At 63.3% G+C, this 22,391-nt stretch carries 22 protein-coding genes and 1 pseudogene; 19 read left to right on the forward strand and 4 right to left on the reverse strand.

The genetic code is table 11. The features are described from left to right. The first annotated feature begins 11 nt into the window (after positions 1-11). The 9 genes and pseudogenes from AC1D2L_RS08120 to AC1D2L_RS08160 all read left to right on the forward strand — a co-directional run bounded on the left by AC1D2L_RS08120 (position 12) and on the right by AC1D2L_RS08160 (position 7,793). Positions 12-950 (forward strand): FecCD family ABC transporter permease, encoded by a 939-nt coding sequence (locus AC1D2L_RS08120; RefSeq protein WP_476845840.1) that lies wholly within the window; start codon positions 12-14, stop codon positions 948-950. Further along, positions 950-1,744 (forward strand): ABC transporter ATP-binding protein, encoded by a 795-nt coding sequence (locus tag AC1D2L_RS08125; RefSeq protein WP_476845348.1) that lies wholly within the window; start codon positions 950-952, stop codon positions 1,742-1,744. Before AC1D2L_RS08120 ends, AC1D2L_RS08125 begins: the two co-directional genes overlap by 1 nt. Continuing rightward, positions 1,741-2,070, forward strand: a complete 330-nt coding sequence (locus AC1D2L_RS08130; protein ID WP_476845349.1) for a DUF6925 family protein — start codon at positions 1,741-1,743, stop codon at positions 2,068-2,070. Before AC1D2L_RS08125 ends, AC1D2L_RS08130 begins: the two co-directional genes overlap by 4 nt. 90 nt (positions 2,071-2,160) lie before the next feature. Beyond that, complete coding sequence (locus AC1D2L_RS08135) at positions 2,161-2,925, forward strand: ABC transporter permease (RefSeq protein ID WP_476845350.1); 765 nt, start codon at positions 2,161-2,163, stop codon at positions 2,923-2,925. After that, positions 2,918-3,700 (forward strand): ABC transporter ATP-binding protein, encoded by a 783-nt coding sequence (locus tag AC1D2L_RS08140; protein ID WP_476845351.1) that lies wholly within the window; start codon positions 2,918-2,920, stop codon positions 3,698-3,700. Before AC1D2L_RS08135 ends, AC1D2L_RS08140 begins: the two co-directional genes overlap by 8 nt. Then, positions 3,697-4,653 carry an ABC transporter substrate-binding protein gene (locus tag AC1D2L_RS08145; RefSeq protein WP_476845352.1) on the forward strand — a complete coding sequence of 319 codons (957 nt, stop codon included), beginning with the start codon at positions 3,697-3,699 and terminating at the stop codon, positions 4,651-4,653. The genes AC1D2L_RS08140 and AC1D2L_RS08145 overlap by 4 nt, the downstream gene beginning before the upstream one ends. A 52-nt stretch (positions 4,654-4,705) precedes the next feature. Then, complete coding sequence (locus AC1D2L_RS08150; RefSeq protein WP_476845353.1) at positions 4,706-5,734, forward strand: MsnO8 family LLM class oxidoreductase; 1,029 nt, start codon at positions 4,706-4,708, stop codon at positions 5,732-5,734. Between the two features lie 34 nt (positions 5,735-5,768). Further along, a pseudogene (locus AC1D2L_RS08155) lies at positions 5,769-5,888 on the forward strand (IS3 family transposase); the annotation flags it as partial. A gap of 930 nt (positions 5,889-6,818) precedes the next feature. Further along, positions 6,819-7,793, forward strand: a complete 975-nt coding sequence (locus AC1D2L_RS08160; RefSeq protein WP_476845354.1) for a homocysteine S-methyltransferase family protein — start codon at positions 6,819-6,821, stop codon at positions 7,791-7,793. A gap of 482 nt (positions 7,794-8,275) precedes the next feature. Here the strand turns inward: AC1D2L_RS08160 and AC1D2L_RS08165 are convergent, their stop codons facing one another. Genes AC1D2L_RS08165 through AC1D2L_RS08175 form a run of 3 tightly spaced genes read right to left on the reverse strand, consistent with a single transcriptional unit; the run spans position 8,276 to position 11,801 of the window. Further along, the gene (locus AC1D2L_RS08165; protein ID WP_476845355.1) at positions 8,276-9,670 is read right to left on the reverse strand and encodes a CoA transferase; all 1,395 of its coding nucleotides are present in this window, start codon (positions 9,668-9,670) and stop codon (positions 8,276-8,278) included. Positions 9,671-9,701: 31 nt separating this feature from the next. After that, complete coding sequence (locus AC1D2L_RS08170; protein ID WP_476845356.1) at positions 9,702-10,649, reverse strand: Bug family tripartite tricarboxylate transporter substrate binding protein; 948 nt, start codon at positions 10,647-10,649, stop codon at positions 9,702-9,704. A gap of 21 nt (positions 10,650-10,670) precedes the next feature. Then, positions 10,671-11,801, reverse strand: a complete 1,131-nt coding sequence (locus AC1D2L_RS08175) for a PrpF domain-containing protein (RefSeq protein WP_476845357.1) — start codon at positions 11,799-11,801, stop codon at positions 10,671-10,673. Between the two features lie 93 nt (positions 11,802-11,894). On the opposite strand from AC1D2L_RS08175, the gene AC1D2L_RS08180 reads away from it, so the two are divergent. The 7 genes from AC1D2L_RS08180 to AC1D2L_RS08210 all read left to right on the forward strand — a co-directional run bounded on the left by AC1D2L_RS08180 (position 11,895) and on the right by AC1D2L_RS08210 (position 18,001). Continuing rightward, positions 11,895-12,800 (forward strand): LysR family transcriptional regulator, encoded by a 906-nt coding sequence (locus AC1D2L_RS08180; protein ID WP_476845358.1) that lies wholly within the window; start codon positions 11,895-11,897, stop codon positions 12,798-12,800. 313 nt (positions 12,801-13,113) lie between these two features. After that, positions 13,114-13,806 carry a 3'-5' exonuclease gene (locus AC1D2L_RS08185; protein ID WP_476845359.1) on the forward strand — a complete coding sequence of 231 codons (693 nt, stop codon included), beginning with the start codon at positions 13,114-13,116 and terminating at the stop codon, positions 13,804-13,806. A gap of 683 nt (positions 13,807-14,489) precedes the next feature. Next, complete coding sequence (locus AC1D2L_RS08190; protein ID WP_476845360.1) at positions 14,490-15,362, forward strand: transporter substrate-binding domain-containing protein; 873 nt, start codon at positions 14,490-14,492, stop codon at positions 15,360-15,362. Between the two features lie 29 nt (positions 15,363-15,391). Then, positions 15,392-16,063, forward strand: a complete 672-nt coding sequence (locus AC1D2L_RS08195) for an amino acid ABC transporter permease (protein WP_476845361.1) — start codon at positions 15,392-15,394, stop codon at positions 16,061-16,063. After that, positions 16,060-16,707: an amino acid ABC transporter permease gene (locus tag AC1D2L_RS08200; RefSeq protein WP_476845362.1), complete on the forward strand. Its 648-nt coding sequence runs from the start codon at positions 16,060-16,062 to the stop codon at positions 16,705-16,707. Before AC1D2L_RS08195 ends, AC1D2L_RS08200 begins: the two co-directional genes overlap by 4 nt. Positions 16,708-16,710: 3 nt before the next feature. Continuing rightward, positions 16,711-17,511: an amino acid ABC transporter ATP-binding protein gene (locus AC1D2L_RS08205; protein WP_476845363.1), complete on the forward strand. Its 801-nt coding sequence runs from the start codon at positions 16,711-16,713 to the stop codon at positions 17,509-17,511. Then, positions 17,504-18,001, forward strand: a complete 498-nt coding sequence (locus tag AC1D2L_RS08210) for a RidA family protein (protein ID WP_476845364.1) — start codon at positions 17,504-17,506, stop codon at positions 17,999-18,001. The genes AC1D2L_RS08205 and AC1D2L_RS08210 overlap by 8 nt, the downstream gene beginning before the upstream one ends. A 14-nt stretch (positions 18,002-18,015) precedes the next feature. Here the strand turns inward: AC1D2L_RS08210 and AC1D2L_RS08215 are convergent, their stop codons facing one another. Beyond that, positions 18,016-18,825, reverse strand: a complete 810-nt coding sequence (locus AC1D2L_RS08215) for an IclR family transcriptional regulator (RefSeq protein ID WP_476845365.1) — start codon at positions 18,823-18,825, stop codon at positions 18,016-18,018. Between the two features lie 105 nt (positions 18,826-18,930). Here AC1D2L_RS08215 and AC1D2L_RS08220 point away from each other — a divergent pair, with 105 nt between their 5' ends. From AC1D2L_RS08220 to AC1D2L_RS08230, 3 genes are all read left to right on the forward strand, one after another. Continuing rightward, a complete protein-coding gene (locus AC1D2L_RS08220) occupies positions 18,931-20,130 on the forward strand; it encodes an aminotransferase class V-fold PLP-dependent enzyme (RefSeq protein WP_476845366.1) in 1,200 nt (399 codons plus the stop codon). 404 nt (positions 20,131-20,534) lie between these two features. Continuing rightward, entirely contained in the window at positions 20,535-21,059 is a 525-nt protein-coding gene (locus AC1D2L_RS08225; protein ID WP_476845367.1) for a hypothetical protein, read from the forward strand. Between the two features lie 32 nt (positions 21,060-21,091). Continuing rightward, positions 21,092-22,230, forward strand: a protein-coding gene (locus AC1D2L_RS08230; protein ID WP_476845368.1) for an IS3 family transposase whose coding sequence is annotated in 2 segments (ribosomal slippage) — positions 21,092-21,350 and positions 21,350-22,230 — 1,140 coding nt in all. Because the reading frame shifts where the segments join, the coding sequence is not laid out codon by codon here. The last annotated feature ends 161 nt before the right edge of the window (positions 22,231-22,391 follow it).

The raw sequence follows: 22,391 nt of genomic DNA on the forward strand, positions 1-22,391 counted from the left end.
CGGTCGTCGCCATGGCCCTTGCCTCCATCTCCGTCGGTTACGCCAGCCTCGATGTGCCCGCTGCCCTGGCCGACTGGCTCGCCGGCCGCGCGACGCTGCCCGCTCTCGTCCTGGTCGAGCTGCGCCTTCCGCGCGCCCTGCTCGGCGCGTTGGTCGGCTTCAGCCTCGGCATGGCGGGTGCGGCCATGCAGGGGTTATTGCGCAATCCGCTGGCCGAGCCCGGCCTGCTGGGCATCTCCAGCGCAGCCGCGTTCGGGGCCGTCATCGTGTTCTACTCCGGCTTTGCCGGCGCCTTTCTGCTTGCGCTCCCCCTCGGCGGAATAGCGGGCGCTACGATGGCGACGCTGCTGCTCTACGGCTTCGTCGGGCGCAATGCGGGCACGATGACGCTGATCCTCGCCGGCGTGGCGATCAACAGCTTTGCCGGCGCGATGACGGCGCTGGCGCTCAACCTGGCGCCAAACCCCTATGCCGCGCTCGAGATCGTCTTCTGGCTGATGGGCTCTCTCGCCGATCGAAGCCTGACCCATGTCTGGCTCGTGCTGCCGCTTATGCTGCTCGGCTGGGCGTTGTTCCTGTCGACGGCGCCTGCTCTCGACGGCATGACGCTGGGCGAGGACACGGCGCGCAGCCTCGGCTTCGACCTTGCCAGCCTGCGCGCGCGCCTGATTGGCGGCGCGGCGCTGAGCGTCGGCAGCGCGGTCGCGGTGACGGGCGCGATCGGCTTCGTCGGGCTGGTCGTGCCGCATCTGCTGCGCCCCCTCGTCGGCCACAGACCGGGCCGGCTCCTGCTCGTCTCGGGCCTCGGCGGGGCGATCCTGACGCTGGCCGCCGATACGGCGCTGCGGCTGGCGCCGATCAGGCCCGAGCTCAAGCTCGGCGTCGTCACCGCCCTGATCGGCGCGCCCGTCCTGTTCAGCATGATCCATCGTTTGCGGCGGGGGGCCTGATGCGGATCGAAGCGAAGAACCTGACCGTCAGGCTTGGTGGCAAGCCGATCCTGCAAGGGATCGACCTGAAGCTGCGACCCGGAGAGCTGGTCGGGCTGATCGGCCCCAACGGGGCCGGCAAGTCGACACTGCTCAAGGCCATGGCCGATCTCCTCGCTCCGGACGCGGGACAAGTGCTCTACGAAGGCCGTACTGCGCCTGCCTTCGGCCGGCGCGAGCTCGTGCGCCAGATCGCTTTTCTGGCGCAGGGCGGCACGGTGCACTGGCAGATGCAGGTCGAGGCGCTGGTCGCGCTCGGCCGGCTACCGCATCGCCGCCCCTTCGCGGACCAGACGGCGGCCGACCGCGAGGCCGTCGCCCGCGCCATGGCGGCCTCCGATGTCGTGCAGTATGGCGGGCGCACGGTCGAGACCCTCTCCGGCGGCGAGCGCATGCGCGTGCTGCTGGCCCGTGCGTTGGCTGTCGAGGCTGCAATGCTGCTCGCCGACGAGCCGCTGGCGGCGCTCGATCCCCTCCATCAACTCGAGGTCATGACCCTCCTGCGCGCCAGCGTCACGCCACGAGCCGGCGTGGTGGTCATCCTGCACGATCTGACATTGGCGGGCCGTTTCTGCGATCGCCTGGTGCTGATCGACAAAGGTCGGATCATCGCCGATGGCCCGCCGGAAACCGTGCTGAGCGATACGAACATCGCCGAAGTGTTCGGCGTCACCACCGCGCGCAGCCATCAGGCAGGCCAGGGTTTCGTCCTGCCCTGGCAACCCCTTCCGTCAACCCAACGAGCCCGGTCATGAGCATGACGACCCGCGATCTCCTCAGGGACCAACTCGTTTCCGCCGAGACGCAATGGAACCTCGGCACCTTCGGCGCGATCGCCGAGTTCATGCGCGAGCCCGGAGAGCCGGTGCAGATACGTGACGAGGCAAACCGCCTCTCGGCGACGACCGATCGCGGCGGCATCGCCTTAGGCGACCTGTCGGATGTCACGCTTGTCGCCTCGGAATCCGCCATCGGATCGGGCTGGAGCCACCGTGTCGCGCTGTGCCTGCCCGAAGCGTTTCGACCGCCCTCGGTCTGCGCCAATAAGTGGCTGCAGCATGGGAAAGCAAAACTTCAGTAAATTAGAATAATTCCATTCAATTGCCGGCCGCTTGCTATTTCTCCCACGAGGTTTACAGCGCGCCGTGTTCTTTATTTGCGGTCGCGTTCAATGCCTCGACTTCCGACACTGGCGGTCTTCTTAGCAGCGGTGGGGATCTGGCATTTCGCGAGTGCGTCGGGCTGGGTCAGCCCCTTCCTGCTGCCCTCGCCGCGCACCGTCTTCGAGACGCTGGTCGAGCTTGCCGCATCGGGGGCGCTCGCCAAGCACACGCTGGTCAGCCTCCGGCGTGTCGCCTCCGGCTACGTGCTCGCGATCGCCGCTGCTGTGCCTGTCGCGCTGCTGTTCAGCCTGAGCATCGTGCTTCGCCGCGCGATAGAGCCGCTTTTGGAGTTCCTGCGCCAGATCCCACCGCTGGCGATGATGCCGCTGCTGATCCTCTGGCTCGGCATCGGCGAGGCGCAGAAGGTCGGGATCATCGTGCTGTCCTGCTTCTTCCCGATCTTCCTGGGAGTGCGCGGCGGCATCGCGGCGGTGGACCGGAAGCTCATCGATGTCGGTACCGTCTGCGGCTTCAGCCGGCCCGAGATCATGTGGCGCATCGTGCTGCCATCGGCACTGCCCTCCATTGTCGTCGGCCTGAGGATCGGCCTTGGATATAGTTGGCGCGCCCTCGTCGGGGCCGAACTCATCGCCTCCTCCGCTGGCATCGGCTACATGATCGTCGATGCGGAAAACCTCGCCCGCACCGACATTGTACTGGCGGGCATCCTCGTGATCGGCGTGCTCGGCCTGGCCAGCGATCTGCTGCTGCGACGCCTCATCGAGCGCAAGGCGCGCTGGCTTGCGGGCGATCTGGAGATGGCCCGTGCTTGAGGCCCATCATCTCGGCAAGAGCTTCCGGCTCGGCGACAGCGATGTCACGGCGCTTGCCGACGTCAATCTCACCTTCCCGCGGGGCTCGATCACCACCGTGGTCGGGCGCAGCGGCTGCGGCAAGACAACCCTGTTGCGCCTTCTCGCCGGGCTCGAGCAGCCGAGCAGCGGCGAACTCGTGCGTCACGACGGTGGCCCCTTCCGGACGGGCGTCGTCTTCCAGGAGGCCAGGCTGATGCCCTGGCTCGATGCGCTTGGGAACGTCTCCTTCGGCCTGCGCCGCCGCGTTCCCGCTGCCGAGGCCGAGAAGCGCAGCCGCGCGGCGCTCGAAACGGTCGGCCTCTCGGCCTTCGCCGACGCCATGCCCGGCCAACTCTCGGGCGGCATGGCCCAGCGCGTCGCAATCGCGCGCGCGCTCGTCACCGAGCCGGACCTGCTCCTGCTCGACGAGCCTTTCGCGGCGCTCGACGCCTTCACGCGGCGCGCCATGCAGAACGAGCTCGTCGCCATCTGGCAGCGGAAGCGCGCCACCATCGTCTTCGTCACCCATGACGTCGAGGAGGCGGTGCTGCTTGGCGAGCGCGTGCTCGAGCTCGAGCGCGGCCGGGTGGTCGGCTACGAGCCGGTAGAGCTCCCGTTTCCTCGCGACCCGACCGACGCCGCGGTCAGTAGTCATCGCCGACGCATTCTCGCCAATCTGACCACGCCCTCATCGGCGCCGGGATTTTCGGACGCGGCCAGTCCGCCTTCCATCGTCAAGGAGACATCACCATGAAACTTCTAGCCTCGCTCGGCCTTGCCGTCGCGCTGCTGACCGGCCCCGTCGCCGCTGCCGACAAGCCGAAGACCGTCCGCGTGACCTATGTGACCGCCCCGTTCAACGTGCCTTCGATCGTGATGCGCGAGAAAGGCTATCTCGACGAGGCCTTCGCCAAATTCGGGATCAAGGTCGAGAACCCCGAAATCACGTCGGGCGCTCAGCAGACGCAGGCCCTCGCCGCCGGCGAGATCGATATCGCCAGCGTCCTCGGCGGAACCTCTGCGATCCTCGCCCGGGCCAACGGGGTCGATCTCAAGGTGGTTGCAGCCTATGCGCGCTCGCCCAAGGCTTATTTCCTGATGACCCGCGCGGAAGGCCCCGCGAAGATCGCCGATCTCAAGGGCAAGAAGATCGCGGGCCCGAAGGGCACGGTGCTGAACCAACTCCTGGTCGCGGCGCTGGCTTCCCAGAAGCTGTCGCTGAACGACGTCGAATACATCAACATGGACCTCCCGGCCGCCCGGGCTGCCCTCCTGGCAGGCCAGGTCGATGTCGCGACGCTCGCCGGCGCAAGCGTCACCCAGGTCGAGAAGGCCGGTGGCCGAGCGCTGACGAGCGGCGACGGCCTGATCAAGCCGACCACGGTGATAGGAGCGCGCACCGCCTTTGCCGAGGAGCACCCCGATCTGCTGGCCGCCTATTTCGAGGCCCACAGGAAGGCGCTCGAATTCATGGCCAGGAACCCCGAAGAGGCGCTGGGAATCGCCGCAAAGGAGCAGAAGATCTCGATCGAGGACGCACGCGCGCAGCTGGCGCTCTACGACTTTACCCCGGCAATGACCGAAGCCGACGTCGCGAACCTGGCAGACGACCAGAGCTTCATGGTCGAAGCCGGCATGCTACAGAAGACCAAGGCGATCGACATCAAGGCGAGCCTGATCGCCCCGTCTGCCTTCACCCTGAAATGACGCTAGCGCGGCTCCGGCTCATGCCGGCGCCGCGTCTGCCGGAGCACGCCGCATGCGCCTTTCCATCCTCGATCCACTCGTCCTGCCGAAGGGCGGCTCGTCGGGGGACGCCTTGCGGGCGGCCATCTCCATGGCCCGGGCCACGGAGCAACTCGGCTTCACACGCTACTGGATCGTCGAGCACCACGACGTCGCGTTCGAAGCGAATCCCGCACCGGAGGTCTTCGCGGCGGCTCTGGCCGGCGCGACGTCGCGGATCAGGATTGGAGTCGGGGGCGTTCTGCTGAATCACTACAGCCCCTACAAGGTCGCCGAGGCGATGCGCACGCTGAGCGCGCTCTTCCCTGGCCGTATCGATGTCGGCATCGGCCGGGCCACCGCCGGACCGTTTGCCGATCGTGCCCTGCAGCGCCTGCGCGACGTCGAGCTGCCGGACGACCATGCCGCGCAGGTGGAGGAATTGATCGGCTGGTTCGGAAACGACCTGCCCGAGAATTCGCCCCTTGCCGGCATCAAGATCATGCCCGACGAGCCTGCCGGGCCGCTGCCTTGGATCCTCGCGGTGAGCGAGGAGAGCGCTGCACGCGCTGCGGCGTTGGGGCTCGGCCTCGCCTGCAGCGCCTTCCACAAGCCGGAGCAGGCTCCGCACGCGGCGGCGACCTATGCGGCAGGCTTCACGCCATCCCGCTACGCCGCAGGTCTCGACACACCGCAGTCCTTCATCGCCGTGCGCATCATTCTGGGCGAGACTCAGGAGGAGGCCGAGCGGCTTGCCATGCCGGTCCGGGCCGTGTTCAGGCAGCGCCGCCGGCCCGAGCGGATAATGCTCCCGCAATTGCCCACGCTGGACGAGGCCATCGACATCATGGGCGGCATGGTCCCTGCGGAGGATGCTCCGTGGCCGCTCTTCATCGTAGGTACGCTGGAGCGCGTGCATGCAACGCTCGACCGCATGGCCCGCGAGACTGGGATCGACGAATTCATGATCCAGGACTTCCTGGACGACCCAAGCCTACGCCTCAGAAACTACGAGCTTTTGGCGCGCTGCCTTGCCCTGAACGCTCCTCCGCACGGAAGTTGAGCGACTGAGGAAGGCGCAACTCGCTCCCGCACACCGGGACGAAGCACGGCAGGAAATGTTCGAATATATCGAGATGCTCTACGACCCGCAACGCAAGCACGTCCGAGACGGGATGCTGTCACCCGTCGAGTTCGAAAGGCAGCAGAAAATCTGAACCGGGGACGCCCGCGAAACTTGGGGCTATTCAGAAATCGTCTGGTGAAAAGTTTAACGAGCGACCCCAAGCGAGCCTCATACCCCCACCTCAGGGTCCCGGACGAGGCCCCGACTCGGGGGCCAGGCATTGAAGTTTCGCAGCTCCTGCCCTCTGATACGGTCGTTGCGAGTGGATCTCGGGATTGGAGTCGGAATGCATAGACGCTCATTTTTATCCGCGTTGCTCGGCGGTGGCCTTCTCGCAGCAACCAGCCGCCTGGAAGCCCAGGAATTGCCCGCCGAGACTTCGGAGGCCCTCAAAACGGTCGCTGCGGAATTCACGCAGGGTCCGCCGCAGCCACGTCTCCCCGGCGCACCCCCGCCGCCCCTCGGCCCGCAAGGCCCGACACGTAATGTGCACCGGTGGCGCGCCCGCCGGCGTCGGCGGTTGCCGCCACCGCCGCGACATCGCGGCCGCCCCGCCCCGCGCTGAGGCACCCCGAGAGGATGCGGTTTGCCGGATCCTCTCGATTTCGCCTTTTCAGTTGAAGTCAGAGGTGCGTTTCCGTGGCGAGAGGGCAGGCCGCTGGCCCACGCTGTCGAGCCGACCCAGACGCGTGACGTCGATGTGGATCAGTTCGCCCGGCGCGGCGCGCTCATAGCGAATGATCTCGGGTTTCGGCTCGAGCGCCGCATACCGAGCCCAGCCGAGATCCGCGGGCCGCTCAACCGCCGACGTCTCAGCGCCGCAATCTCGGCGAAGCGCTTCACCAAGACCAGGGCGGCGTGATGTTCAACGCGCCGCCCTCACACGGAAGTCCTGACAGTCCCGACTGCGCCCGAACCTGCTCGCGACTTTCTGGATGAGATTCCGGCTGCGCTCACGAGAAATCGACAGCCCCGCGACTTCCCAACTAGGCCTTGACGACGTGCCGAACCCAGCGATCAAGTGGGGCTGGACGAAGAGACGACGCAGGAGGCTACCATCCCGGATCGCATTTCTCACTTGCCGCACCTTCAGGGCGGCGACTTCCTGGCCGATGGCGGGCTTGAAACCACGCTTGTCTTCCTGGAAGGTATCGATCTGCCCTCCTTTGCGGCCTTTCCGCTGGTCCTGACCGAGGCCGGGCGAGAGACGCTGGCTCGCTACTTCACACCCTATCTGGCCGAGGCGAGGAACCGTGGCATCGGCTTCGTCCTCGACACTCCAACGTGGCGAGCCAATCCCGATTGGGCAGAGAAGCTCGGCTTCGGCCTTGATGACGTGCTCGAGGCCAATCGCCAGGCGGTCGCATTTGCCGCAGGGCTGCGGGATAAAGTCGGCGATCCCTCGATCCCGATCGTCCTGAACGGCGTAGTCGGTCCGAGGGGAGACGGCTACGTTGTCGGCTCGGCCATGACCGCGGAAGAGGCCGCACGTTATCATCGTCCGCAGATTGAGGCGCTTCGGGAGGGAGGCGCTGATATGGTCAGCGCGGTCACGATGACATACGTGGCGGAGGCCGTGGGCATCGCGCTCGCCGCACGCGCGGCCGGATTACCCGTCGCACTCTCCTTCACAGTCGAAACCGATGGGCGACTGCCGTCTGGGCAGGGCTTGCAGGCTGCGATCGAGGAGGCCGACGCGGCAACGAACAGCACGCCAGCCTATTACATGATCAACTGCGCCCACCCTGATCATTTCCGGGAGGTCATTGCCTCGGGCGGACCCTGGCTCGATCGCATCCTCGGAATCAGGGCCAACGCATCGCGCAAAAGCCATGCAGAACTCGATGAATCGACCGAACTCGACATCGGCGATCCGGCCGAACTGGGCCGACACTATCGGGACTTGCGTTCACAGATGCCCAAGCTTCGCGTCTTCGGGGGCTGTTGTGGCACGGACCATCGGCACATCGTCGCCATATGCGAGGCGTGCCTTTGAGATCCGCGATCAAGAGGCTACGTCGCAGTAGACGACGACACGGCTGAGTCGCCGCATCGTCAGGCAGGGTCGCCACCGCGGCTGTCAGATGCTGGTCGGTCTCAGGTCCGTTTCCTGTGGCTACCAGCCACAGTCGCACGTTCCTTTAGCCCCCGCACAACCGCGGCCCACCCGACACGTTTCGAACGTGTGACCCTTGCCGCATGACCCTGTTCTCGATCGCAAATCCCGCATTGCCGAAGCAGCGGGGATCACTATCCAGCGTGAACGGATTGCGCCCGTAGCTCAGCTGGATACAGCGTTGCCCTCCGAAGCTGGGTTTTTGCCGAAAGCGCTGATCTCATTATCCTGAATTTACAGCAGCTTGCGCGTCTAAATCGCGAGCGAGGTTCGCTCACAATTCTGTTCGGCACGACCGCGGCACAACCACACGTTTACCCCATCTCGGACCATGCGCTCGCAACCAAAAGGAATTGGCTACGTCACAGCCAATGCGGTTGATCCGAACCCAATCCGAGACGCGCCTTTGTGAGCTGAGGGGGCGTCAATGAGAGCGTCGCAGCAGGCGCGATCCCGCCCACTAAACGCCCGTCATGTAAGCGCTGGTAGCAGTAGAACTCGGCGGCGGGTTGCGGAGGGTTTTTCCGTAAGTCGTGCTCAAGGCGCCCCAAGCCACGTAGCCAATGGGCGGTGCTGGCAAGCGAGACCTCGACCAGCCAGCTGCCACCCTCTTCAGCACGCCTATCGAGCGCTACCAGCGCCCCGAGTGCCATCAACTGACCGGTTGCATGATCCAATACCTGACAAGGTAATTCCTGAGGATGATCACTTCCGACGGCCCTCATCTCGGCGTCGTTGAAGCCTGTTGCCGTCTGAACAAGCGAGTCAAAGCCACGCCGATCAGCCCATGGCCCGTCGCGGCCGTAAGCTGATAGCTGCACGTAGACGATGCCGGGACGTTGTTTCGCTACGTCGAGAGGCCCAAAGCCACGCTGTTCCAAGCTATGCGGTCGATAGCCCTGAAGGAATATGTCGGCTTCGGAGAGAAGCTCTTTTAGCCGCGTGGACTGCTGGGGCACATCAAGGTCGATATGTGTGCTGAGCTTGCCTCGGTTGGTGTCGAGGACGAGCTGTGGGATCGAAGGCAGCTTGGGAGAACTGATGGCGAGGACCTGCGCCCCATAAGCGGCGAAAGCGCGGCCGCAGACTGGGCCAGCAATCACACGCGTCAGGTCCAGCACCTTGACCCCGCTCAACGGTTGAGACCCGCCATTGAGACGGGTATCGCGTGGGCCATCACCAATGCGCTCGATTCGGATCAAGGGTGCTTCAGCTGCGGATTTGGCCTGAGGCAGGGCGTCCCATTCTTCAAAGTTCTGAAGAGCTGCGCCGACCCCCCCGATTGTAATCAGAGCCTCCTGCAGCTCAAACGCGTCCCAGTTCGAAATCGCCTTTGCGAAGGCTTGCGGCTCCGGTTGCTCGGGCAGCTCTAGGAGTTGCGTGAGCTGACGTTTGTGATGAGGAAACGAGATGTGCGGCCTGAACCAGCCGCCACCTTTCGTCGGATAGATCCCTGCCAGCGGATCGCGAAAGCCCTTCTCGACGATCCCATCCACCGCAATGTAGCGCTCGCTTTGAAACTCGGCGACTGCGTGGTCCATCGCGACGGTGACGGTCTGGTGGAGACCTGTGCGCCGCTGGTGCAGTCTTGCAGCTGCAAGTCCCAACGCCGCGATAGTGGCTTGCGCGGCTGCGCCGACGCGAAATGACGATGGCAGCCCCGGCTCGTGCCCGGTCAGATTGACATCGGCGAGCGCGACCGGATCGCCTCCGACTGAGGCCCAGATGTCCGCAAGTATCTCTGATACTGACTTCATCATCATAATCCAGGCGCGGCCGGTTTCTGCCTTAGTCGATGAGCTTCAGCGATCTCAGGGTGTTGGTCACCTTTTTATCCTCGTTCGCCAGGAAGTCAGCGAACTTGTCGGATGGCATATAGAGATCGACCCAACCCCGGGCCTCGAGAAGCTTCTGCCAGCGCTCGCTTTTCACCATGTCGCCGAGAGCCTTGTCGAGTTTGGTGCGATCAGCGTCGGATATTCCGGCGGGAGCGAGAAACCCGCGCCAATTAACGAGGTCGACGTCGAAGCCCTGCTCCTTCATCGTGGGAACGTCGATGCCAGGCAGGCGCGTGGGCGCGGCGATGCCGATGGCCCGCAACACGCCTGATTTGATCTGGCTCGCGAACTCGTTGTAACCGCCCGCAGCCGTCGAGATATGGCCGCCCATGACTGGAGCCAGCAACTCTCCACCGGCGCCCATGACGACATAATTCATCTTGGAGACGTCGCCGTTGAAGGATTGAATGACCGCCCCATAGAGCAAATGGTCGCTGCCGCCGGCAGCGAAACCGCCCAGAGAAAGCGTGGCCGGGTTCTTCTTATAAGCCTCGGCGAAGTCGGACATGTTCTTGATGGGCGAATTCTTTCCGACGACAATCGTCAGGTATTCGCCGGTCATCAGGGCGAGAGGCTTCGTTTGCTCCATGCGAACGGGCGATTTGCTAGTGACAATCGAACCGACCATGCCGATGCCGGTCGCGATCAGGTTCACGCCGGACTTGTTTTTCGTGACGAATTCCGCGAGCCCGAGGGTTCCACCGGCGCCTGGCCGGTTGTTGACCTGAATCGACGTTACGATCCCCTCTTCCATGAGCGTGCTCTGAACCGAGCGTGCCAGCTGATCATACCCACCGCCTGGGCCAGCCGGTGCGATGATTTCAAATGATGTCAGTTCCGCAGCATGGGCTGTGAAAGCACTGCAAGCAATCGACAACGCGATAAGAAGACGCTTCATGGTTTCCTCCGTTTCTTATGATTAGACGTAGCCGTAAACAACGCCGGCCATCAGTTTGTTGGCCGTGGAATACACGATTGTGCGTTCTGCATAGGCGATCGACTGACTTTGCGAGACGATGGCTCCGACGCTGAGAACGCCGGACGGACTTCCGACCCGAACCTCTGGAGCGCTGCGGATCCTTGCGAGCGAGTGAGGTATCGTGCCGGGTGCCAGGGCAGCCGCGGCGAGGCACATCGCGGCAGTCAGCGGCACGGCTTTATGGGCCTTGCCCATCGAGATCATCCTGATCCCGATATCGTAGTCACCTGCGCTGATGGGCGTGCCGTCGATCGCGACGTAGTCGACGGGCGAGCTAACCACGCCGATCTTGGGGCTTGCTTGCGCGGCGGCTGCGTCGCCAGTTAGGCCCATGATGACAGCCCCTTCACGCCGTAGCGCTTCGAGCAATTGGCAGGCGCCGGTGTTGGCATCGATGTCGCTGGGCGAGGTGGCCGGTGCGATGCCGATATCCTGGTCGGCAACGAAGACGCACGGCAGTGAGGCGTCAGCAGCGCTCACTTTGATGCTCCGGCTGCCGATCTGGACAATATCGGTGGGGGCGCCAGATCGGCATAGCGGCTGAGCAGGCATCAGGTATTCGAGCGCGACGCGGCCGTTGCCTCCGGAAACGCCAGGCATCTGGAAGTCGCCCTCGTAGTCGGGCATCGCATCGGCAAGCGGAAAGCGCGCGTTCACCAGGATACCCGCATTCAGGTTTCGCATGCGGATGACGGCCTCGTCCCGATCGGGCACTTGGAGCAACCCGGCTTCGAGCGAGAATTGTGCAACTGCCGAAGACAGATTTCCACAATTCGCGCTGTAGTCGACCAGGGGCGCGTCGACCGAGACCTGACCATGAAGATACTCGATATCGGCCCCGTCATCGTCGGACTTGCGGACGATGATGACCTTGGACACCGAGGAGATGCCGCCGCCAAGGCCATTCAGCTGACGCCCGTATCGATCGGGGCTGCCCATCACCGACAAAAGGAACATGTCGCGCGCCGAGCCGGACGGCGGTAGCGCATCCTCGCGGAAGAAGACACCTTTGCTCGTGCCCCCGCGCATGTAGATCGCTGGCGCGGGATTTCGTCTCGGCTTGACGGTCATGGCTGCAACTCCTGCACCGACTTAGCGCGCGTGCTTGGAGCTGGTAAAATATATCTTTCTGTCCCCTGTGATCCGATTTCGCTATCAAAGACCATGGACATTCGAAGACTCCGATATTTCGTTACCCTGGCCGAGGAGCTTCACTTCAGGAGATCGGCCGACAAGCTCGGCGTTTCTCAACCGCCGCTGTCTATGGCGATCCGGTCTCTCGAAAGCGAACTGGGCGTCGCGCTATTCGACCGTTCACGGCGGGCGGTATCTTTGACCGCTGCCGGGCAGCGCTTTCATACCGACGCTAAGCGCATTCTCGCCTCGTTGTCGGAAGCGGTCCTGGCTGCGAAGCGCGCTGGAGAAGGTGAGGAGGGCCAGTTGCGCATCGGCCTGACGCCATCGGCCGCCTTCAATCGAATCGTGCCCTCGATCCTGAGAACCTATCGCGCGCGGTTTCCCGCCGTCGACTTCTCGCTGTCCGAGGCAAACACTCTGGTTCAGGTTGAGGCAGTGCGGGCGGGCACGTTAGACGGCGCCTTCGTCAGGCCAACCGACATCAAGCTGGTCGGTCTTGTAGCAACGACGGTCCTCGAGGAGCCTATGCTGGCCGCAATACCATCCCGGCACCGGCTGGCTAAAGCAGAGACGATCGCGCTCTCCGCCCTCAAGGGAGAGACCATCATCTTGCGGCCACGCCCGATCGGCGAGCGGCTGGTGGATCGGATTGTCTCGGCTTGCGAGGGTGCGGGATTCAGCCCCATCATCGCTCAGCAGGATGCCCCTCAGATGACTTCGATCCTGAGCCTGGTCGCCGCAGATCTCGGGATCACCTTCGTGCCGGCATCCATGGCAGGCATATACTCGGACTTCGTGGTCTACAAGCGCGTCTGCGGCGACGTTTTACCTCCAGCTTTGCTTTCGCTGGTTCGGCAGCCGAGAGGCGCTTCGACCCTAGCCCATTTCGAGATCATTGTTGAGCAGCACAAGAAAATGGAGTCTCCGCTATAGGAGCGATTCTAATACCGACGGCTTGAGCATCTAGTTGGCGATGCAGGAGCATTGCCGTTGGAAGGCAGCAGGCAAGGGAGCAGGTCCCTCCGAAGCTGGATTTCGTCGAAAGTGCTACCGAAATACCCTAATATTCACAACAAGTTGCGGCGCGAATTAGCGTTCTAGACGCGATCACAATTCGGTTCGGCACGACCGCGCCACTCTCAGGTTGATCACCGGCTCGAACGTGCGAGAAATATCGCCGCGGTCGATCATCGCTGGATGATATCCTTGCTTTCGAATCGACGACGCAGGCACGGAGAGCCCGACCTTGAATAGCATTCCAAGCGGACGCTTTGTCGTGCTCGATTTCGAGACGACCGGACTTAGCCCGGCGATGGGCGCGCGGGTGATTGAGATGTCGGCTCGCGAAGTGGTGGATGGCCGAGCAGGCCACGAATTGCTCACCTTCGTCGACCCAGGCGTCCAAGTGCCGGCCGAGATAACGCAGATCACCGGCATAACCACTGCTATGCTAAGCGGCGCACCGACCTCGGCCGTCGCTATGCGTCAATTGACGTCCTTCATTGGCTCATCGCCGATCGTTTGCCACAACGCAGGCTTCGATCGACGATTTTTTGAGCACGAGGCGAGCGAGTTTCTCGATGGGCAACCCGTTCGCACTCTTTGCACTCTCCTATTGGCTCGACGCATATTTCCAGGCCGGGCGAGTTATCGACTGGGCAGCCTCGTCGACGAAATGGGCATTGCTCCTTCCGGACGCCTGCACAGAGCGAGTGCGGATACGTTTGTCACCGCGCACCTTTTCGATCGCATCTGCGCAGACGCACGCTCTCACTGTCACGCCGAGCACTTCGATCACGACGTGTTGCACCGACTGCAGCGGATTCGGATCGCGGGAGCACATGACTGGCTGGCGACATTAGGCGGCTCTGCCCCTGCATCACGCGGCAAACCTGGATCACTCGGGCGCGGCATGCCTAACACAAGCTCGTTGAACTGACCCAAGTGACCTCCTGCTCCTGGACGATCGTGGGCTTCGACTCGGTCTGGACGGATAAGCTCACAGCACCTGGGGCCGTCCGACGCCAAGGGGCGACGATCCTCGTCCGAACCGCAGTTGGCGAACTTTGACCAGGCGCTTGAATTCATCGCGGCGGAGCGTGCAGGTTGCGACGCCTGTATCGTTGCGCTTGACCAACCTAACGAACATGCGCCCTCGTCGACCGTGTCGCGGCGTCGTTGATCTCTTGGCTCGGTGGTGGCGCTCAGCCCGCCAATCGCTCCAAGACTGGCATGTCCGACGATTCCGCTCCGATCTGGCGGTTCAAGCGCCGGTTGGGCGCGAGTGACGACGCCGAGGCCGCGAGATCCGCGGGCAGCGGCTTGTTTCTCATCGAGGTTTTCCCGGCCTCGCGCTGCCATCTCTTGAGGCAGCCTATTTTGAGCGGCTGAAGCCGTCTCGCCCACGACGGTGAAGCACTTCACGTCCTATCGCCGGAGAGTCAAAACGGGTGGCCGGCATTGATCGATCCGTCGAATGTTTCGTCAGCACTTCCGAGGCAGTTCACCCTGAACTACTGGTATTCTGTAATTGCGTAATATGTAACTTGACAAGGGAATGGCCGACAAGCGAATGGTAATGATGGCTGACTGTTAGCGCCAAACAACTTTGAGGGGGAACTCATGACCGATTTCGTTGAAAGCCGACGCAGCGCATTGCTCCTGGGTGCCGCTGCTGTCGCCGGCGCTGGTGCGTTGTCCGCGAGCACGAAAGAGGCTGCCGCGCAGGCGGCGCCGGCCAGTCTGCTACGCAAGGTAATCGATCGCGGTCAGCTGATCGTCGGCACCGGCTCAACCAACGCGCCCTGGCACTTCGAGAACGAAAAAGGCGAACTGGCAGGCATGGACATCGCCATGGCCAGGATGCTCGGAAAAGCGCTCTTCGACGACGAGAAGAAGGTGGAATTCGTTCGCCAGGACCCCGCCGCGCGCATTCCCAACATCAATACCGGCAAGGTCGACATCGTCATCCAGTTCATGACGATGTCAGCTGCGCGCGCGCAGCTCGTCGCGATGTCGCGCCCCTATTATGTCGAGGGCGTCGCCCTGCTGTCGAAGCCCGACGGCAAGATCCGCACTTATGACCAGCTTCTTGCAGCGGGTTCGGGCGCCCGCGTCTCGGTGCTGCAGAATGTCGACGCCGACAAGCTCGTCCACGATGCCCTGCCGCAAGCTTCCGTCATGCAACTCGATACGCAGGCTAATGTGCTGGCTGCTGTCGATGCGCGCCGAGCAGATGCGGCACTCGTCGATCTGTCGACGGTGCGGTGGCTCGTCAAGCAATCGCCCGATCGTTATTTCGATGCCGGCAAGAAATATCGGACGCAACTCTATGGGGCAGCGATGCGCCAGGGTGACCCGGACTGGTTGCAATTCGTCAACACGGTCTTCACGATCGGGATGTTTGGCCACGTTACCGACATCTATGACAACGCACTGAGAGAGTATTTCGGCATCGAGCCGCATTTGCGCGAACCGGGAATGCCGCGCTTCTGATCTGATCCACGGCAGCGAGCCTTCCGACTTTGACCTATCATTTCAATTTCGCCATCGTCTGGCGGCACGTTGACAAGCTGTTCTCCGGGCTCGTCTTGAGCCTGGAGTTGGCGGCGATCACGATCGCGATCGGCTGCGCTATCGGGCTTGCCTTGGCTGTCGTTTATGTCGACGGACCGCGCTGGGCACGGGCTTTGGTGACCGCCTATGTCGAGGTGATCCGCAACGTCCCGTTGATCTTGCTCGTCTACATCGTCTTCTACGGCATCCCGACTGTGGTCGACATCCGCTATGACGCGACAGTGTCCTTCATTGCGACATTGGCGCTCTACGGCGGGGCATATTTAGTCGAGATCATGCGCGCAGGGCTCGCTGCCGTCCCCAAGGGGCTGATCGAGGCAGGCATGGCGATAGGTCTGCGTCCCTGGCAGCGGCTGGTCTACATCCGCTTCCCGACGATGCTGCGCATCATATTGCCGTCGCTGAGCAATACCTTCATCTCGCTGTTCAAGGATACGTCGATTGCCTCCGTCATCGCCGTTCCGGAGCTTGCTTACAGCGCCCAGTGGATCAACACGAATACATTCAGGATCATCGAGGTTTATGCCTTGGTGACGCCGATCTACCTGGTCACCGGCTATGTCATTCTACTCGTGCTGCGGCAGGCCGAACGCCGCTTCGCCGTGAGACGGTCATCATGAACGCGGTGATCAAGGGGGTCCCCTTTCTCGTCGATGGCATCATCGTCACGCTGCAGGTCTCGGCGCTGGTCGTGCTGTTCTCGCTGATCGCCGGCGTCGTTCTCGGGCTTTGCCTGACCTTCGGCAAGGCCTGGCTGCGCTGGCCGCTGCGGGTGCTGGCCGACGTCATTCGCGGCATTCCGATCCTGGTCCTGATCTTCGCGATCTATTACGGCCTGCCGGCGCTGGGCATAAATCTCAACAATTTCTGGGCTGTCGTCGTGGCGCTGTCGGTGTTCAAGACGGCGCAGGTGATGGAGATCACGCGCGGCGCCTACCAGTCGATTCCGCTCGCACAACATGAAGCGGGCAAGGCTGTCGGACTGACTTTCCTGCAGCGCCTCATTTATGTGCTGACGCCGCAGGCGGTCCGCCGCTTCCTGCCTCCCTTCATCAACAGCACCACCGATGCGGTGAAGGGGAGCGCACTGGTCTCGCTGTTTGGCGTCGTCGACTTGATGATGGCGATGCAGCAGGTGATCGGGCGCACCTACGAGCCGATGCCGCTCTATTTGACCGGCGCGGCCATTTATTTCGTCATCAACTATTCCCTGTCGCAGGCCAGCCGCCGGCTGGAACAGCGCTATGCCTATATTCGGGACTGAGCCATGACCGGGACCTCCCAACCAACCATCAGCATTCGCGACCTGCGCAAGTCATTCGGTGCGGTCGAGGTGCTGAAGGGCGTCACCCTCGACATTAATGCCGGCGAGGTCGTCGCCGTGATCGGTCCGTCCGGCAGCGGCAAGACAACGATGCTTCGCTGCATCAATTATCTTGAGAGCTATGATGGCGGGTCTATCAAGCTCGACGGGGTCGAGGTCGGCTATCGTGACTCGGCGCTGCGTCAGCCGCGTTCAGAGGGCGAACTCTCCAGGATCCGCGCCGAGACAGCGATGGTCTTCCAGCAGTTCAACCTGTTCCCGCATCTCTCGGCCGCCGACAATATCGCGCTGGGCCTGCGACGTGTGCGCGGCCTTCGTGCCAGCGAGGCGCGGCAGCGGGCCCTGCACTGGCTCGATCGCGTCGGCCTCGCCCACAAGGCAGATGCACTGCCTTACGAATTGTCGGGCGGGCAGCAGCAGCGCGTTGGGATCGCGCGCGCCGTAGCGATGGAGCCGAAGGTCCTGCTTCTCGACGAGATCACCAGCGCGTTGGATCCCGAACTCGTCGGCGAGGTTCTCCAGGTCGTGCGCCAGCTCGCCGGTGAAGGTCGCACCATGATCCTGGTCACGCATGAGATGGCCTTTGCACGCGATACCGCGTCGCGGGTGATCTTTATGGACGGCGGCGTGATTGCAGCACAGGGCACGCCGACGGAGGTCTTCGAGACTGCCCCGCATGCCCGCCTGCAGACATTTCTGGCGCGGTTCGGCCGGGAGGCCGCTTCCGCCCATCCCCATGCCTGAACCCAAGAATCGGACCGCTGCGTTGGACGCCCAATCCCCCTATGACCGGCTCGCCAGCCTCGGTCTGGCTCTGCCCGACATGCCCGAGCCGATCGGCAATTTCCGGACCTTCGTCCAGGAAGGCTCGCTGCTCTATCTCTCCGGTCAGGGACCGACCCACGCTGACGGGACGCTCTATGCCGGCAAGGTCGGCGCTGATGTGTCGAAGGAGCAGGCCTATGACCATGCCAGGCTCACGGGCCTGAACCTGCTTGCAGTGCTGCATCACGCGCTGGGCGATCTGGGCAGGGTTCGCCGCATCGTCAAGCTGCTCGGCATGGTCAACGCGACGCCGACCTTTCTCGAGCATCCGGCTGTAATCAATGGCTGCTCGGACCTCTTCGTTCATGTCTTTGGGGACCGAGGCTGCCACGCCCGTTCCGCGATCGGCGTTGGCTCGCTGCCGCGCCAGATCACGGTCGAGATCGAAGCCATCGTCGCGGTAGAATGAGCCCGGCGCCGCACTCAGCGCGTGCGCGTCCAGCCGAGGCTCTCTTCGACGCGAGCGGCTGCACCTCTAACAGCATTCGCAAAATGCGCCTGATCGGCGGACACCTTGGATTCCGGCAGCACTATCGACACCGTGATCGGGCAGTCGCCCTCTGGGTCGAGGACGGGCGCAGCGACGCAGGCGACCGCATAGTCGGACTCGCCTTCCTGTATCCAGAAGCCGGTCTGCAGCGCGGCTTCCACCTGCTGGGCGAGCTTGGTGGGGTTGACGATGGCGCGGCCGGTCGGCGAGGTCCTGGCGACGCGGCGGAAGAAGGCGATGCGCTCGCTCGGGTTCAGCCCGGCGACGAGAAGCCGACCGGACGCCGTCCAATTCAAGGGGACGCGTGTGCCGACACGCGAGGCTACGGTAAAGTGCCCGGGCCCCTCTGCCATCGCCTCCACCACCATCATGTCGCCGTCACGGCCACAGATCTGGACGGTCTCGCCGATCTCGCGGGAGAGCACATGCATTTCATGTGTCGCCACTGTGATGATCTTGAGGTCACGCGCATAGGCGAGCCCGTAGTGATAGAGGCGCGGGCCGAGCCAGACGGCATTGTCGTCGTTGCGCGACAGCAGCTTCTTTTCGACGAGGTCGTCGATCAAGGCGTAGATCGTGGAAAGCGGGGCGCCGACGCCGCGCGCGATCTCATAGCCGGTCGCGGCGCGCCCGATGGCCTGGAGATGGTCGAATATCTGCACGGCCCTGTCGATGCCGCTAGCGCGCGGCCGTCGCAAGGCCGCCGCCGCCGGCTCGATCTCGACCACCTTCGTCAATGTCATGTCCACCAGATCCAGCTTTGCCGTCGAGACAGGCGCAGGGCCCGATTCAGACCACTCGTCATCTCCATCAGTTCAATAGTCTGACTCCAAGGAAAACGCATCATCATGAACAAGCGCGACATCCGTGAGGCGCTCGGCCTGCGCCCGATCATCAACACCTCCGGCACGATGACAGCGCTTGGCGCCTCGATCGTGGTGCCGCAGGCAATAGAGGCGATGACGGCGATCCTGCCGCAGTTCGTGGGGGTCGACGAACTCCAGAAGAAGGCGAGCCGCGTGATCGCAAGGCTGTGCGGCAGCGAAGCCGGTTTCGTCACCGCATCCTGCGCAGCCGGCATCACGGTTGCGATAGCGGGCGCCATGACCGGCGATGATCTCGCCGCCGTCGAGCGCCTGCCCGATGTGGCGGGTCTCAAGGACGAGGTCGTGATCATGATGGGCCATATGGTCAATTACGGCGCACCCGTCGATCAGGGTGTGAGGCTCGCCGGCGCCAAGGTCGTGACAGTGGGTGAGACCACCGGTGCGCGGGGCTACCAGCTGGAGGGCGCCATTACCGAGCGAACGGCGGCGGCACTCTTCGTGGTCTCCCACCATACGGTGCAATATGGCATGTTGTCCTTGCTCCAGTTCGCAGAGATCGCTCACGCCCGTGGCGTGCCTGTCATCGTTGACGCCGCCTCCGAATATGACCTCCAGCGCTTCATCTCGGACGGCGCCGATATCGCGCTGTACTCCTCGCACAAGTTTCTAGGTGGCCCGACTGGCGGTATCGTTGCCGGACGCAAGGACCTCGTCCGCGCCGCCTTCCTGCAGAACCGTGGCATCGGCCGGGGCATGAAAGTCGGTAAGGAGAGCATTCTCGGCACGATGGCAGCGCTCGAAGCTTGGGAAAGCAGAGATCATGCCGGCATTCGTGAGACCGAGATGGCGGCGCTCAACCTCTGGCAGGAGAAGCTCGGCGGTCGTCCAGGCGTGACCGCAACGATCGTGCCGGACCCGACCGACAACCCGCTCGACCGGCTGAAAGTGTCGTTTGCGCCGCGAGAAGCCCATATCTCCGCCTGGGACATGGCCGATGCGCTCGCCGCCGGCAGCACCCCAGTCATCGTCCGCGACCATGAGATTGAGCACGGCCATTTCTATCTCGATCCCTGTAACCTGCACCCGGGCGAGGCTGCTATCGTCGCTGAACGGCTTGTCGAGGAGATCGAGAAGGCACGAGCCTCCAACGAGGTGATAGAGACGTCGCTGAGCGAACGTTCCAGCAGGCGCTTCGCGGCGCTGCGGAAGTGGCCCGACTAGCAGGACAGTCTGGTGCCGGCCTGCCTCAACCATTCTTGACGATGACGGCGGAGGCGGGCCCGTGCCTTCGCCCTCAAGCGTTGAACAGCTGTAAGCGGCTCTCACCTGAGAGCATTGCCTACTGAAGGCACTCGAGATCGACCTGGTGATCACCGGAAGTCCTTGATCCTGCAGGTTTCGAGCGCGGCCTGGCCTGGTGCATCACGTGCCGCGGCACTGCCGGCGTCCTGTAGTCGTTGGACAAACAGGGCTGATCCGCAATGGCGACGATCCGGAAACTCCGGGGCAGATGGCAGGCACAGGTTCGTCGCCGTGGGATGGCACCCAGGGCGAAGAGCTTCGACCAGAAGGCTGACGCCGAGAAGTGGGCACGCTCCCTCGAGAGCGAGCTCGATCGCTGCGGCATGCTGCCGGACACGCGCGTAACTGAATCGACAACACTGCGCGCGATCCCCGAGCGCTACATTGTCGAGGTCTCGCCCAGGAAGCGCAGCGCCCACAACGAGATCTCACGCATCAAGGCGCTGCTGCGTCGATCGATTGCACATCGGACGCTCGCGCTGCTCTCATCGTCAGATCTCGCGACCTACCGCGACGAACGCCTCAAGACGGTTTCGCCATCGACAGTCATCCGAGAATTAAACACGATTGGCCACGCCATCGACACCGCGATGCGAGATTGGAACGTCGATTTGCACCGCAACCCGTGCAAGCTGCTGCGACGCCCCAGCCCGCCGCGCGGTCGCAACCGACGCCTCAACGACGACGAAGAGCAACGCCTGCTCGACGCTGCCGATGCCGGTAGAAGCATCTACATGCGCGACCTGATCGTGCTCGCAGTCGAGACCGGGATGCGACGCGGTGAACTGCTGTCGCTAGAGCTGGCTTGGGAAATCTGGACATCGGGCGTAGGTGGATTTTCGGCCTGAACGCGGCATGATTGCCGTGAACAGGAGCGGATATGACGAAACGCGTTCGCCGGAACCACAGCCCGGCTTTCAAGGCGAAGGTCGCATTGGCGGCCATCAAGGGCGAAAAGACTCTGGCCGACCTGGCGCAGCAGTTCGACGTCCACCCCAACCAGATCACGCAGTGGCGCAGCCAACTCCTTGAAGGGGCTGCCGGTGTCTTTGGCTCCGAAGCGAAGTCCGTGTCCAACGCACCAACGATCGACGTGAAGACGCTGCATGCGAAGATCGGGGAGCTGGCGCTGGAGAACGATTTTTTGTCCGGCGCGCTCGGCAAGGCCGGCCTTCTGAGCGCAAAACGATGATCGACCGCGCTCACGATCTACCCCTGAACCGGCAGGCGAAGTTGCTCGGGATCAGCCGGGGCAGCGTCTATTATCTGCCCAGGGCGGTTCCTGCCGCCGATCTGGCCTTGATGCGCGCGATCGACGTGCTGCATCTGGAATACCCCTTCGCCGGCAGCCGCATGCTGCAAGGTCTGCTGCTGGCCGAGGGGCATGTCGCTGGGCGTCTCCACGTCGCGACGCTTATGAAGCGGATGGGGATCGAGGCGCTTTACCGCCGACCGAACACGTCAAAGCCGGCGCCAGGGCACAAGATCTTCTCCTATCTCTTGCGCAAGCTGCCGGTGACGCGCCCCAATCAGGTCTGGGCGATGGACATCACCTACATCCCGATGGCGCGGGGCTTCGTCTATCTGGCGGCCGTCGTCGACTGGTTCAGCCGCAAGGTCCTGGCCTGGCGGCTCTCGATCACCGTGGACGTCGCCTTCTGCATCGAGGCCGTCGAGGAGGCGATCGCGCGCTTCGGCAAGCCGGATATCTTCAATACGGACCAAGGCTCGCAGTTCACCAGCCGCGAGTTCACCGCTCTGCTGATCGGCGCGGGCATCAGGATCAGCATGGATGGCAAGGGCGCCTGGCGCGACAACGTCTTCGTCGAGCGCATCTGGAAATCGGTGAAATACGAGGAGGTCTACCTGCGCGCCTACGCCAGTGTGTCCGACGCGCGCGCCTCGATCGGCCGGTATCTGGCCTTCTACAACGGCCGGAGACCCCACCAAAGCCTGGGACGGCAGACTCCCGATCAGGCCTACTTCAACGCGCTGCGGCCAATCCGGGTTGCGGCATAACACGGGCCGAAATCCACCTAACGACAGACCGCAAACTGTTCAGACAAACCGAGCCAGCTCTAGAAAGAAGAGACAAAGAGGCTCGACCGTAACCCCGGCACTCGCGGCTCCGCCTCGGTTGCCGCTGGTGAAGTCGGAGCCGTTATCATCGTCCTCGACGT

It is taken from the genome of Allobosea sp. P1_B10, assembly GCF_056406735.1.

Bases quoted from the DNA above. Each gene is read 5' to 3' on its own strand.
- AC1D2L_RS08175 (WP_476845357.1), bottom strand. From the start codon at position 11,801: ATGACCGTCAAGCCGAGACGAAATCCCGCGCCAGCGATCTACATGCGC.
- AC1D2L_RS08125 (WP_476845348.1), top strand. From the start codon at position 950: ATGCGGATCGAAGCGAAGAACCTGACCGTCAGGCTTGGTGGCAAGCCG.
- AC1D2L_RS08210 (WP_476845364.1), top strand. From the start codon at position 17,504: ATGCCTGAACCCAAGAATCGGACCGCTGCGTTGGACGCCCAATCCCCC.
- AC1D2L_RS08215 (WP_476845365.1), bottom strand. From the start codon at position 18,825: ATGACATTGACGAAGGTGGTCGAGATCGAGCCGGCGGCGGCGGCCTTG.
- AC1D2L_RS08120 (WP_476845840.1), top strand. From the start codon at position 12: ATGGCCCTTGCCTCCATCTCCGTCGGTTACGCCAGCCTCGATGTGCCC.
- AC1D2L_RS08225 (WP_476845367.1), top strand. From the start codon at position 20,535: ATGCTGCCGGACACGCGCGTAACTGAATCGACAACACTGCGCGCGATC.
- AC1D2L_RS08220 (WP_476845366.1), top strand. From the start codon at position 18,931: ATGAACAAGCGCGACATCCGTGAGGCGCTCGGCCTGCGCCCGATCATC.
- AC1D2L_RS08135 (WP_476845350.1), top strand. From the start codon at position 2,161: ATGCCTCGACTTCCGACACTGGCGGTCTTCTTAGCAGCGGTGGGGATC.
- AC1D2L_RS08150 (WP_476845353.1), top strand. From the start codon at position 4,706: ATGCGCCTTTCCATCCTCGATCCACTCGTCCTGCCGAAGGGCGGCTCG.
- AC1D2L_RS08180 (WP_476845358.1), top strand. From the start codon at position 11,895: ATGGACATTCGAAGACTCCGATATTTCGTTACCCTGGCCGAGGAGCTT.
- AC1D2L_RS08130 (WP_476845349.1), top strand. From the start codon at position 1,741: ATGAGCATGACGACCCGCGATCTCCTCAGGGACCAACTCGTTTCCGCC.
- AC1D2L_RS08190 (WP_476845360.1), top strand. From the start codon at position 14,490: ATGACCGATTTCGTTGAAAGCCGACGCAGCGCATTGCTCCTGGGTGCC.
- AC1D2L_RS08145 (WP_476845352.1), top strand. From the start codon at position 3,697: ATGAAACTTCTAGCCTCGCTCGGCCTTGCCGTCGCGCTGCTGACCGGC.
- AC1D2L_RS08165 (WP_476845355.1), bottom strand. From the start codon at position 9,670: ATGAAGTCAGTATCAGAGATACTTGCGGACATCTGGGCCTCAGTCGGA.
- AC1D2L_RS08200 (WP_476845362.1), top strand. From the start codon at position 16,060: ATGAACGCGGTGATCAAGGGGGTCCCCTTTCTCGTCGATGGCATCATC.
- AC1D2L_RS08170 (WP_476845356.1), bottom strand. From the start codon at position 10,649: ATGAAGCGTCTTCTTATCGCGTTGTCGATTGCTTGCAGTGCTTTCACA.
- AC1D2L_RS08205 (WP_476845363.1), top strand. From the start codon at position 16,711: ATGACCGGGACCTCCCAACCAACCATCAGCATTCGCGACCTGCGCAAG.